The sequence below is a fragment of the Paenibacillus sp. EKM211P genome (assembly GCF_011066175.1).
Lineage (GTDB): Bacteria > Bacillota > Bacilli > Paenibacillales > Paenibacillaceae > Paenibacillus > Paenibacillus polymyxa.
Genome location: NZ_JAAMNS010000022.1, coordinates 1 through 11,877, shown reverse-complemented (window position 1 = coordinate 11,877; position 11,877 = coordinate 1). Strand labels below are relative to the sequence as shown.

12 protein-coding genes, 1 rRNA gene and 1 other annotated feature are annotated in these 11,877 nt (G+C 45.5%); all 13 genes read left to right on the top strand.

Annotated elements, in window-relative coordinates:
• Positions 1-34 precede the first annotated feature (34 nt).
• The gene (locus G9G57_RS23225) at positions 35-1,219 is read left to right on the top strand and encodes an Rne/Rng family ribonuclease (RefSeq protein ID WP_164965611.1); all 1,185 of its coding nucleotides are present in this window, start codon (positions 35-37) and stop codon (positions 1,217-1,219) included.
• Between the two features lie 96 nt (positions 1,220-1,315).
• Positions 1,316-1,402: a sequence feature (ribosomal protein L21 leader region), on the top strand.
• A 13-nt stretch (positions 1,403-1,415) separates the two neighbouring features.
• On the top strand, positions 1,416-1,727 hold the full coding sequence (gene rplU, locus G9G57_RS23220; RefSeq protein WP_013372663.1) for a 50S ribosomal protein L21: 312 nt from the start codon (positions 1,416-1,418) through the stop codon (positions 1,725-1,727).
• A 13-nt stretch (positions 1,728-1,740) separates the two neighbouring features.
• Entirely contained in the window at positions 1,741-2,079 is a 339-nt protein-coding gene (locus G9G57_RS23215) for a ribosomal-processing cysteine protease Prp (protein ID WP_164965610.1), read from the top strand.
• Between the two features lie 5 nt (positions 2,080-2,084).
• On the top strand, positions 2,085-2,402 hold the full coding sequence (rpmA, locus tag G9G57_RS23210) for a 50S ribosomal protein L27 (RefSeq protein ID WP_013311590.1): 318 nt from the start codon (positions 2,085-2,087) through the stop codon (positions 2,400-2,402).
• Between the two features lie 146 nt (positions 2,403-2,548).
• Positions 2,549-3,286, top strand: coding sequence for a Spo0B domain-containing protein (locus tag G9G57_RS23205; RefSeq protein ID WP_164965609.1), 738 nt, complete (start codon positions 2,549-2,551; stop codon positions 3,284-3,286).
• A 13-nt stretch (positions 3,287-3,299) separates the two neighbouring features.
• On the top strand, positions 3,300-4,610 hold the full coding sequence (gene obgE, locus G9G57_RS23200; RefSeq protein WP_019688406.1) for a GTPase ObgE: 1,311 nt from the start codon (positions 3,300-3,302) through the stop codon (positions 4,608-4,610).
• A gap of 157 nt (positions 4,611-4,767) precedes the next feature.
• Positions 4,768-5,205, top strand: a complete 438-nt coding sequence (locus G9G57_RS23195; protein WP_013372659.1) for an ACT domain-containing protein — start codon at positions 4,768-4,770, stop codon at positions 5,203-5,205.
• Between the two features lie 41 nt (positions 5,206-5,246).
• On the top strand, positions 5,247-6,533 hold the full coding sequence (locus G9G57_RS23190) for a homoserine dehydrogenase (protein ID WP_164965608.1): 1,287 nt from the start codon (positions 5,247-5,249) through the stop codon (positions 6,531-6,533).
• A 27-nt stretch (positions 6,534-6,560) separates the two neighbouring features.
• Entirely contained in the window at positions 6,561-7,529 is a 969-nt protein-coding gene (gene thrB / locus G9G57_RS23185) for a homoserine kinase (protein ID WP_164965607.1), read from the top strand.
• Positions 7,526-8,425, top strand: a complete 900-nt coding sequence (pheA, locus tag G9G57_RS23180) for a prephenate dehydratase (protein ID WP_016818437.1) — start codon at positions 7,526-7,528, stop codon at positions 8,423-8,425. Before thrB ends, pheA begins: the two co-directional genes overlap by 4 nt.
• Before the next feature lie 17 nt (positions 8,426-8,442).
• Positions 8,443-9,327 (top strand): branched-chain-amino-acid transaminase, encoded by an 885-nt coding sequence (ilvE, locus tag G9G57_RS23175; protein ID WP_164965606.1) that lies wholly within the window; start codon positions 8,443-8,445, stop codon positions 9,325-9,327.
• A 158-nt stretch (positions 9,328-9,485) separates the two neighbouring features.
• On the top strand, positions 9,486-11,159 hold the full coding sequence (locus tag G9G57_RS23170; protein WP_164965605.1) for a LysM peptidoglycan-binding domain-containing protein: 1,674 nt from the start codon (positions 9,486-9,488) through the stop codon (positions 11,157-11,159).
• Positions 11,160-11,705: 546 nt separating this feature from the next.
• Positions 11,706-11,877 (top strand): 16S ribosomal RNA (locus G9G57_RS23165); the annotation flags it as partial.

The window sequence follows — 11,877 nt, the reverse complement described above, 5'->3', positions numbered from 1 at the left end:
AGGAAGAGGCTGTATTCAGAGAGGTTGAAAAACCATGAAGCAAATGATTGTACAATGCCAACAGCAGATGACCCAAATGGCACTGTTGGAAGAGGGACGGTTGGTTGAATATGCGGCTGAACTACCGCGAAAACGGGGAATTCTAGGTTCTTTTTTCAAAGCTAGGGTGGTCAATGTGCTACCGGGAATGCAAGCCGCCTTTGTTGACATTGGACAGCGCAAGAATGCCTTTTTGTATGTGGATGACGTACTTCATGCCCATTTGGACAAGCAACCAGAGGTAAAGCCGTCCATTTCTGAACTGTTAAAGGTGGGGCAGGAAATTGTAGTACAAGTATTAAAAGAGGCGGTTGGTAGCAAAGGAGCCAGGGTGACCACTCATTTTTCACTTCCGGGCCGCTGGATTGTATATATGCCCCGGGCTGATTATGTGGCCGTATCCAAGAAGATTGAGCGTGAGGGAGAACGTGCCCGTTTGAAAGCCATGGGAGAGCAGCTACGCACGGGTGAGGAAGGGCTCATCATTCGTACGGTTTCAGAGGAAATGAGTATAGAGGCGATTGAAAATGATCTGAATCAACTACGTAAGCAATGGGTGGCTATTCAGCGTAAAGCGAGCGAACACTCCGCACCGTGTGAATTGCACCGAGATCTGAGTATCGTTCAGCGTTTAATTCGCGATGTGTTTACACCTGAGCAGGATGAACTGGTCATTGACAGTGAGGAGCAAGCAAAGGATGCAGAAATAATGCTGCAACAGATCGGTTCTGCGAAAGCTCATGTAAGTATATTTCGCAGTGCAGAAGAAACGATTTTCAAAGCTTATGGCATTCATGAGCAGCTGGAACGCGATTTTGCGCGAAAGGTATGGCTTCAGGGTGGCGGATACATTGTCATTGATCATACGGAGGCATTGACCGTCGTTGATGTGAATACTGGGAAGTTTACGGGCGGCAGTAATCTGGAAGAGACGGTGACCCAGACTAACATTGAAGCAGCAGAAGAAATTGCCCGCCTGGTACGTGTCCGTGATATTGGTGGTATTATCATCATTGATTTTATTGATATGGAACAAGAGGAGAATCGTAGGGAAGTATCCTCTGTGCTGGAGGCAAGATTAAAAAAGGACCGGACTAAATCCTATGTTGTCGGTTGGACGCGGTTAGGTTTACTGGAAATGACCCGCAAAAAAGTGCGTGAAGAAAAGACTCTCGTATAGAACGTGCGTAATCAAAATTATTTCAAAACTAAAGGTTGAATGTGTACGAAGCTTGTGCTACAATCATTTAGTATGTGTGATGCGTAAGATTGGCTGCACATGCTGTAACCGCTCCAATCAGGTACTGAAGTGCAGTATCTTAAAGAAACTGCCACCTGCTATTAGGCGAGTCTGAGACATAAGGAGGTGCAAGCAAATGTACGCAATTATCGAAACAGGTGGTAAGCAATACAAAGTTCAAGAGGGCGACGTATTGTTCATCGAGAAGTTGGAAGCTAATGATGGTGAAACTGTAACGTTCGATCGTGTTCTGGCAGTGTCCGGCGACAATGGCTTGACAGCAGGTACACCGCTTCTTTCTGGAGCTTCTGTAACGGCTAAAGTTGAGAAGCATGGTCAAGGTCAAAAGGTCGTTGTATACAAATACAAACCTAAAAAGAACTACCATGTGAAGCAAGGTCATCGTCAACCGTACACGAAAGTGACGATTGAAAAAATCCAAGCGTAAGAGGGTGCGATAATTGATTATCGTGCGTATTATACGACTGGAGGATGGCAGCATACAGGGGTTTTCTGTTAAAGGCCATGCGAATTTTGCTAAGTCTGGCGAAGATATCGTGTGTGCTGGTGTTTCAGCGGTAACCGTAGGAACTGTCAATTCGATTGTAGCTCTTACGGACGTTGAAGTGGAAACGGAAATGGAAAACGGCTTTTTAAGCGCGTATCTATCTCCTGAAAGTTATCATGATGCGAACGCACAGGTTCAACTGTTGTTGGAGTCCATGGTGATTATGCTGACAAGCATTGCTGAATCATACGGTAAGTATATTCAAATAGAAAATAAACAAAGAAGGAGGTAGACATCATGTTGAAATTGACATTGGATCTTCAGTTATTCGCATCGAAAAAAGGTGTAGGTTCCACAAAAAACGGACGTGACAGCAGATCGAAACGTCTTGGAGTGAAACGTGCTGACGGTCAAGCAGTTACCGGCGGTAGCATCTTGGTTCGTCAACGCGGAACGAAAATTCACCCGGGCACGAACGTGGGCATCGGTAAGGACGACACTCTGTTCGCGAAAGTGGACGGCGTTGTGAAGTTCGAACGTTGGGGCCGTGATCGCAAAAAGGTGAGCATCTACCCGATCGACGTTGCTCCAGTAGCAGCTACTGTAGAAGCTTAATAGCGGCTTAGACACGCTGAAAAGCCTCCGGCACTTTTGTCGGAGGCTTTTTTGCATGATGGTAATGAACTGGAAAGTTAGTCTGTGCTATACTGGATTAAGGTTGTTGACTAGTCCATTTAATTATCGCAGAACGGAGAGAAGCCATGTTCCAGCGGATAAGAGCGCCTTATCTGGCGTTGGGTTCCATTCTGATTCCTTTGGTTTTTTCACTGCTCTATCCCAAAGCATTAACGATTATCATACTAGCTGTGTGGGCTGTAGCTGCTGCTTGTTTTGGTATGTGGTATACCCATAGACAGGTTGAACTTGAGCGGAAAGCTGCTTTGCGTTCTTTTGAGCGTACAGCGATAGCGACGCTTAACCATCATCGGCATGACTGGATGAATGATTTACAGGTGCTTTATGGCTATATTCGTATGAATAAGCATGATAAATCAGCTGCTTATGTGGAAACAATAAAAGGGCGGGTGTCGGAAGACAGTAAAATATCTAAGCTGGGTATTCCCTCGCTGGTGTTTTATTTGCAGTCTTTTCGCGTGAACGCCGGAAATTTACAATTGTCGGTACAGGTTGAGGAAGAGTTAAAGTTAGACGCTGTCATGTCTCCCGAAGACGGCGAGTCGCTTGCCTCGGCCGTCATACAAACGGTGCGTGCGTATCAATATGGCGGGGGCCGGTCGTCCTGGGGAGAAGTGCGCAGATTGACACTTTATTTCGGTATGGATCAGAATGATGTTATCGTCCGCTTTGAAGGAAGTGACATACCTGCCGATTTAAATATACTAAAGCAGGTCAGATCCGTACTCGGAAGTGAACGCCTTCGAACAGAGAAGCTCCCTACAGGAGATATGCTTCAAATTCGAATGCAGTGCCAGACATAAGGAAGGTGTAACCATGTTTGTAGATAAAGCGAAGATTTTTGTTAAAGGCGGTGACGGTGGAGACGGATTAATTGCGTTTCGCCGTGAGAAATATGTTCCTAATGGTGGCCCAGCTGGTGGTGACGGAGGGAACGGTGGAGATGTGATTTTCCGTGTAGATGAGGGTTTGCGCACCTTGATGGATTTTCGATACCAACGGCATTTTAAAGCCCAGCGTGGAGTAAAAGGTCGCAACAAAAGCCAACACGGAGCCAACGCAGAGCACATGATCGTCCGTATACCACCGGGAACAGTTATCATGGATGATGACACTGGTGAAGTATTGGCAGATATGACACGTCATGGCCAACAGGTCGTTGTAGCTAAAGGAGGACGCGGAGGACGCGGTAATATTCGTTTTGCTACACCGAGCAATCCAGCGCCTGAATTGGCTGAAAACGGTGCGGAGGGGCAAGAACGTTATATTACACTTGAGTTAAAAGTGATGGCTGACGTAGGCTTGGTCGGATTTCCTAGTGTAGGAAAGTCTACCTTGTTGTCAGTTGTATCTTCCGCAAAACCTAAAATTGGCGCATACCACTTTACAACGATTACCCCAAATCTGGGCGTCGTAGATGTGGGGGATCAGCGGAACTTTGTGATGGCCGATTTGCCTGGTTTGATCGAAGGAGCTCATGAAGGCACTGGACTGGGTCATGAATTCCTGCGGCATATTGAGCGGACGCGAATCATTATCCATGTTGTGGATATGGCGGGCTCTGAAGGGCGTGACCCGTTTGAAGACTGGACCAAAATAAACGACGAATTAAAGCAATATAATGCAGCTCTGGCTGAGCGTCCACAAATTGTGGCGGCCAATAAAATGGATATGCCGGAAGCTGAAGAAAATCTTGCTCACTTCAAAGAGCAAATTGCTGCGATACGTCCTGACCTTGAAATCATGCCTATTTCCTCTTTGACACGTCAGGGTGTAAAGGAACTGCTCTATCGGGCTGCTGATCTGTTGGATCAAATACCGGACGAGCCGGTTGTTGAGGAAGTAGCAGAAGTCAATGAACGTAAGGTATTTAAGTTGGATACGGCCGAAGACGAGGGCTTTACGATCGTACGTGAAAACGACACATTCGTGGTGCACAGCCCCAAAATTGAGCGCATGATGAAGCGTATGCAGATGAACTCACACGATGCTATCTTAAAATTAGCAAGAACGTTGCGTCATATGGGTGTGGATGCTGAGCTACGCAAGCGTGGTGCCACAGATGGTACATCTGTCCGCATTGCTGATTTCGAGTTCGAATTTGTAGAAGGTAGCAGCTACTACTAAAAATTAAATAAGGCTTTAAAACCTGAACGGTTACTGCACTATAGGGAATTCTATAGAAGGCAGTAGCCGTTTTTTGTATTGTTAGCTTGCCGATTTTCAAGAGTTTCGATATAATGTCCTCTATACAAAAACATAAGTCTTTGAGGAGAGGACGTTCTTGAAAGAGCGCTATTACTTGGTACGGGAAGATATTTTGCCTGAAGCTATTGTTAAGACCATACAGGTAAAACTGCTGCTGGCTTCGGGAGATGTTAAAACCGTGCATGATGCCGTGGAGCAAGTTGGGCTAAGCCGAAGCGCCTTTTATAAATATAAAGATGGCATACATTTGGTTAACCAGTTGGAGCGCGAGCGAATTGTCAATATCTCTATTGATCTAGAGCATCAATCCGGCATGCTGTCCAGGGTGCTCGGTAGAGTGGCAGATTACGGAGGTAATGTGCTGACGATCCAGCAAAGTATTCCACTGCAAGGCAGAGCCAACGTAGTCATCTCAGTAGAAATGTCCAGGCTTAGTGATGAATTGGGTGTTCTGCTGGAGGGCTTGGAGAGCATTTCTGGAGTCAAGCGGGTCCGCCTGATTGGGCAAGGCTGAGCGATACAGTTCGTTAGATAAAAGTTGCAGGAGGGGAATGGATGAAACCGGTCAAAGTAGGATTGTTAGGCTTGGGGACTGTAGGTACGGGAGTCGTTCGAATCGTTGAGGGTAATCAGGAAGACTTGAGCAGACAAGTCGGTTCACCGATCGTCATTGAAAAAATAGCTGTAAAAAACATAGATAAGTATCGTGCCATTGAAGTGGACACCGCCAAGCTTACGGAGGACCCGTGGGAAGTCATTCGAGATCCTGAAATTGATGTGATTATCGAAGTCATGGGTGGGATTGATCAGACGAAGGAGTACATTCTCGAAGCGCTAGAGAGGGGCAAGCACATTGTAACGGCCAACAAGGACTTAATGGCATTGCACGGTTCTGAAGTATTGGCAAAGGCACAGGAAAAACAATGTGATATTTTTTATGAGGCTAGCGTAGCGGGCGGTATACCGATCATTCGTACGCTCATCGAAGGTTTCTCCTCTGACCGTATTACCCGCATTATGGGGATTGTGAACGGGACAACAAACTATATTTTAACTAAAATGAGCCAGGAAGGAGCCTCGTATGAGGAGGTTCTTAAGGAAGCCCAAGAGCTTGGATACGCAGAATCTGATCCGACCTCAGATGTCGAAGGATTGGATGCGGCCCGAAAGATGGCGATACTTGGGACCCTTGGTTTCCGTTCCAATGTAGAGCTCAAGGATGTAAGCGTGAGCGGCATTTCCAAGGTAACCAGTGAAGATATTGCTTTTGCTAAAAGATTAGGATATGAAATGAAATTACTTGGCATTGCAGAGCGTCAAGGTGATGAATTTACGATTAATGTTCAGCCAACTATGGTGCGCAAGCAGCATCCATTAGCTTCGGTGAACGGGGTGTTCAACGCAGTTTATGTACATGGTGAAGCGGTGGGTGAAACCATGTTTTATGGTGCAGGTGCAGGTGAAATGCCAACAGCTACATCAGTTGTGGCTGACCTGGTAGCTGTAGTGAAAAACCTCAAACTCGGCGTAAATGGGCTTAAAGCAATCGTACCCTACAATCCTAAAAAAATTTGCAATGACGAAGACGTGTATTTCAAAAATTTCGTGCTTTTGCACGTGGATGATAAAGCGGGGGTATTGGCACAGATTACGCAGGTATTTGCTGAATTCAATGTCAGTTTGGCATCTGTCGTGCAGCAACCGAATGAGACTAATCCCGATGCTGAAATTATTATCGTGACTCATTTAGCTAGCAAAGCAAGTATGAAAAAGGTTTTAGAGCATTTTGAAACTTTGGACGTGATTCGCCGCATCAAGAGTGTATATCGGGTAGAGGGATAGTCAATAAAAGCAGGAGGAATCATTTGTATGACCGTTTTGAAAACAGCAAGAGTGCGCGTGCCTGCGAGTACGGCTAACCTAGGACCTGGCTTTGATACATTGGGCATGGCGTTGTCTCTATACGCATGGATTGAATTAAAAGAGGCCGAGCAGACAGCTTACCATCTGTACGGAGATCAAATGAATGGCGTTCCCCAAGATAAAACCAATTTGATTTACAAGGTAGCACAAATGGTTTTTCGTGAAGCAGGTGTATCTGTTCCTGAGCTGGAAATTTCGATGTACTCGGATATTCCGCTTACCCGTGGTTTGGGCAGCAGTGCTTCCGCCATTGTAGGTGCCCTGGTGGCTGCTAATACGCTGATTGGCTCGCCTCTGTCGGATTCCAAGCTATTTGACATGGCAAGCGCTATCGAAAAGCATCCGGACAATGTCGGAGCCTCTCTGTTTGGTGGTATTATTACTGCTATGTGGGATGGCGAGCATGCCAAGCACTTACGGATTGAACCGGATGCTAATCTAGAGGTAATGGTAGTTATTCCAGATTTTCAACTGTCTACGTCGAAGGCCAGAGAGGTCCTGCCTACCCACGTATCCTTGAAGGATGCTGTATATAATATAAGTCATGCTTCAATGCTGGTAGCGGCATTGGCATCGGGCCGAACAGATCTAATCGCCGAAGCGATGCGGGATCAGCTTCATCAGCCTTACCGCGCGGCACTAGTGCCGGGTATGACAGAGATCCTACAGGATGCGCACCATTATGGTGCATTGGGTGTGGCCCTTAGTGGTGCTGGACCGACGTTGCTGGCATTGATGGATCAACGGGAAAATCGCAAAGCGGAGCTTGAACAGTATTTAACGGAGACAATGAACAAAGAAGGGATCACTGCGTCTGTTTTGAAATTGCGCCCAGAGGTTGAAGGGGTTAAAGTATATACGGAAGGGAATACACACCCTTTTATGGATATGATTAAAGGGGAACTTACGATATGAAACGAATTGCACTTCTTCCTGAGGGGACTGTTTCTCATGAAGCGATTAAATATTTGTTAGGAGATACACCCTGTGAACTTCTATTTTACAAACATATAGCAGACGTATTTCAGGCAATAGACAAGGGACAGGCAGACTATAGTGTAATTCCTATTGAAAATACGATTGACGGCTCTGTGAGTTTGCATATGGACTGGCTTGTACATGAGGTAGACATTCCAATGCAGGCGGAATGGGTATATCCTTCGATTCAAAATCTTATTGGACATCGTAGTGAATTTCTTGGGGATCAGGACGAGCTGGATTTGAGCAAAGTGGTCAAAATTATGTCCCATCCTGTAGCGCTTCCCCAATGTAAAGAATTCATACAAGCTTTCGCTCCTCAAGCTGAGCTGGAGAGTGCAGGAAGTACGGCCGAAGCCGTCGAAATTGTTAAACATAACCCAGGTAAAGGTTGGACCGCTCTCGGAACCAAGCTTGCGGCTGCCAAACACGGATTGGACATTTTGGCCAGCAAGGTGACGGATCACGATAACAATTTTACCCGCTTTGTCTTGATTGGACATGAACCTGTAAGGTTCCCGCGTACGCCAGAAGGCCAGCGAACCAGTATTTTGGTCACGCCGCCACAGGATTTCCCGGGAGCGCTGCATCAGGTTTTATCTGCATTTGCATGGCGCAGGTTAAACCTGTCTCGTATTGAATCGCGTCCGACCAAAAAGCAATTGGGGAATTATTATTTTTACATTGAAGTTCTGGAATCTCTGCATTCCGTTTTGCTTCCGGCAGCCTTTGCAGAGATCGAGGCTTTGGGGTGCCATGTACGCATTCTTGGCTCTTATCCAAGCTACAAGTATGTTGAAGCAGCGATCGAACCTATTTTGAAGGAACATTAATCGGAGGTGTGGTTGTAATGGCAGAACAATGGATCTATCTGGATGGGCAGCATGTAACTAAGGAGAACGCAAAGGTTTCCGTATATGACCATGGTTTCTTGTACGGAGACGGTATATTTGAGGGTATTCGTATTTATAACGGAAATATTTTTAAATGTAAGGAGCATTTAGAGCGTCTGTATGATTCTGCGAAATCTATTCAGTTGAACATTCCGTTGTCTCCTGATGAAATGTTGGAAGCCATGGCTGAAACGATTCGACTTAACGAAATGCGTAATGGATATATTCGATTGGTTGTATCCCGTGGTGCTGGAAATCTAGGTTTGGATCCCCTTCGTTGTGCAAAAGCGAGTGTCATCATTATCGTCGAGCAGCTCGCCATTTACCCGGAAGAAGCTTATTTGACAGGCCTGAAGACAATCTCTGTCTCTCAGCGTCGCAACATCCCGGATGCTTTGAATCCAAAGATTAAATCATTGAACTACCTCAACAATATCCTGGTGAAGATCCAATCTAACTATGCTGGTGTAGGTGAGGCTATTATGCTCAATTCCCAAGGATATGTGACGGAAGGTTCTGCTGACAACATTTTCATTGTCAAAAATAGAGTGTTGTACACACCGCCTTGTTATTTGGGAGCGCTTGAGGGGATTACTCGTAATGCTATCATCGATTTGTGTGCTAAGCTTGGATATTCGCTTAAGGAGCAACCTTTTACATTGCATGATGTATATGTCGCGGACGAGGTGTTTTTTACGGGAACTGCGGCAGAAGTGATTGCAGCTTATGAAGTAGATGGTCGTACGATTGGCTCCGGTGTTGCTGGTCCAGTGACTTTGGAGCTTCTGGCTGAGTTCCGGAAGATTGTGGATCAGGATGGCTATAAAGTGTGGCAGGACTAAAATAATCGAGATCCTTTTGACTGAATGCTTGTAAGAGTATTCGGTTGAGAGGATTTTTTTGTTTGTAGGGGGTCATTCGCCCGGGAGGTGCATAGGATGTAATAACAGAAGCCGGGCGTTTATCCCGCCCGAACGAAAGTCTAGGAGGTTTGTGACCTGTGAAAATACACATCGTCAAAAAAGGTGACACTCTATACTTACTGGCACAGAAGTATAATGTGACACTAGAGAAAGTTATTGCCGCCAATCCCCAATTGGCAGACCCTAATCAGTTGAGCATCGGTGAGAAAATCAAAATTCCGACAGATCCTGTTACGATGGAAACACAGCCGTCAACGGTCTATCAACACAAGGTTAAGCAAGGTGATACGTTATGGAAGTTGTCCAAGGCGTGGAATGTACCGCTTAAGATAATTATTGATGCCAATTCCCAACTTAAAAACCCGAACGCACTTCTGGTTGGAGAAACAGTTAATATTCCACACTACAAAGAAAACGCATCTGATCTTTCTATGAATAAAAAAAATACCGCAGTGAAAGAAGAGATGACACAGCCTAAAACCGAATCCCCGACCAAGGAAGAACTTACCCAGCCCAAGGCGGAATTAACACAGCCTAAACCGGAGAATATGCCTAGCCCTAAAGAAGAAATGACACAGCCGAAAGAAACAGTGAATCCTCCTAAGCTTCCTGAATTAAAACTGCCTGAAGCTCCTATGGCGCCCGTCAATATGGCACCCGTGAACATGGCACCTGTCAATATGGCGCCTGTAAATCCTGCTCCACCTCAATTGCAGCCCATAATTACTCAACCTGCCCCACCTCAACAAATGCAACCTATAGTCACCCAACCTATAGTCACTCAACCGATTGCACCTAAACCGCAGCTTCCAATTAATATCGAAAAGCAACCTGTAACTGAAAAGTTTTGTGGCTGCACAAGCTCGAAGCCGATGGAAAATTCCTCATGGCCATTACAGCAACCGACATTTGATTACAGTCCGCCAATAAATGCAATGCCGAACTCGTTGTATCCGGGGATTGGGTCTCCTCAGAATTGGGGGAATGCTCCTGTAAATACTTCCTTTGCAGAACATGCCTCTCCTACTGTAGTTGCAGATCAGGGCTATCATCATGACTGTGAGCATCCATGGTGCTGGGGACCTGTGCAGACAGCAGCACCCATACATGCTCATCCCACACCTTATCCTGCCTATTCAGATTGCTGCTGCACCCCTGGATATTATCCGAGTCATGAAGCGTCTGAAAATACATCCTATCCTGTCTATCCTCCATTTATCCACCAAGGGGGTCCGCAGCAGCAACCAGAGAGTGCAGTCCAGGGTAGCCAGTGGGGCAACGCATGGGGAGGACCACAATATAGTATGCCTGCAAGTGGATACGTGTCCGACTTTAGCCAACCAATGGCTCAACACGCCGCGAATCATCCATATCATCCGTTCGCACATGGAAATGCACCTATGTATCCATTAGAGGGATATACAACGCCCTATATGTTTATGCCAGACTGCGGATGCCGGGAAGGAAACATCGAGTCGGCGTCAGCCTCTCCGGGAACGCAAGAGGTAGGTAACAATCTGACTATTCCATCGCAAAATGAAGGTGCTTCTTCAAAAAAAGACGATAGCGCGTCTAAAGGCAAATCAAAAGACAACTCTAGCAGTACATCCAAGGAAGAAACATCTAAAGCCAAGGTTTCAAGTGAACATGCTACTGTTAAGAAGCATAAATCCCGTAAATCGACAGGAGGAAGATCTCGCTCCTCATCCTATAGTGCTCGTGCACGTCAAAATCCATGGATTAATGACTGACGCAGATAAATATAAGAAAGAGGTAAACACTAGTACCGTCCCGATTTGTTAGTCATAAGGTGAAAGGAATAAATGTTAAAGAGGCTGTTATTCTGCTAGTTGAGAATGATAGTCTCTTTTTTTAATGCAGTAATCCTACACATGAATAATGTCACTAAAAAAGATGTTGCTAATTAGCGTAGTCATGTGGTATATTCTTATAGTTGTCTTTTACAAGATGATTAGCAACATAAAAACAAATTAGAATTAATTGAAAAATTCTCTTAAAAAAAGTGTTGCAAAGATAAAAGAAACATGATATATTATTTAAGTCGCCGCTGAGATGCGGTGAAGAAACAAAGTGAGTTAAAGTAAAGAGTTACGCAAGTTTGATCTTTGAAAACTGAACAACGAGTGAGTACGGATTTTGTTTACAAAATCCAAAAGAGATATTTTATCTCGTCAGTTTCAACATGAGCTAATCGCTCTTTCTATATTGTTTCATCTTCGGTTCTTCTCCTTGGAGTGGATGAAGATGAAACAGGTTGACGTTACTTTGTAACGTCTTTAATGGAGAGTTTGATCCTGGCTCAGGACGAACGCTGGCGGCGTGCCTAATACATGCAAGTCGAGCGGGGTTAATTAGAAGCTTGCTTCTAATTAACCTAGCGGCGGACGGGTGAGTAACACGTAGGCAACCTGCCCACAAGACAGGGATAACTACCGGAAACGGTAGCTA

Bases quoted from the DNA above. Each gene is read 5' to 3' on its own strand.
- rpmA (WP_013311590.1), top strand. From the start codon at position 2,085: ATGTTGAAATTGACATTGGATCTTCAGTTATTCGCATCGAAAAAAGGT.
- rplU (WP_013372663.1), top strand. From the start codon at position 1,416: ATGTACGCAATTATCGAAACAGGTGGTAAGCAATACAAAGTTCAAGAG.
- G9G57_RS23205 (WP_164965609.1), top strand. From the start codon at position 2,549: ATGTTCCAGCGGATAAGAGCGCCTTATCTGGCGTTGGGTTCCATTCTG.
- obgE (WP_019688406.1), top strand. From the start codon at position 3,300: ATGTTTGTAGATAAAGCGAAGATTTTTGTTAAAGGCGGTGACGGTGGA.
- pheA (WP_016818437.1), top strand. From the start codon at position 7,526: ATGAAACGAATTGCACTTCTTCCTGAGGGGACTGTTTCTCATGAAGCG.
- G9G57_RS23225 (WP_164965611.1), top strand. From the start codon at position 35: ATGAAGCAAATGATTGTACAATGCCAACAGCAGATGACCCAAATGGCA.
- thrB (WP_164965607.1), top strand. From the start codon at position 6,561: ATGACCGTTTTGAAAACAGCAAGAGTGCGCGTGCCTGCGAGTACGGCT.
- G9G57_RS23190 (WP_164965608.1), top strand. From the start codon at position 5,247: ATGAAACCGGTCAAAGTAGGATTGTTAGGCTTGGGGACTGTAGGTACG.
- ilvE (WP_164965606.1), top strand. From the start codon at position 8,443: ATGGCAGAACAATGGATCTATCTGGATGGGCAGCATGTAACTAAGGAG.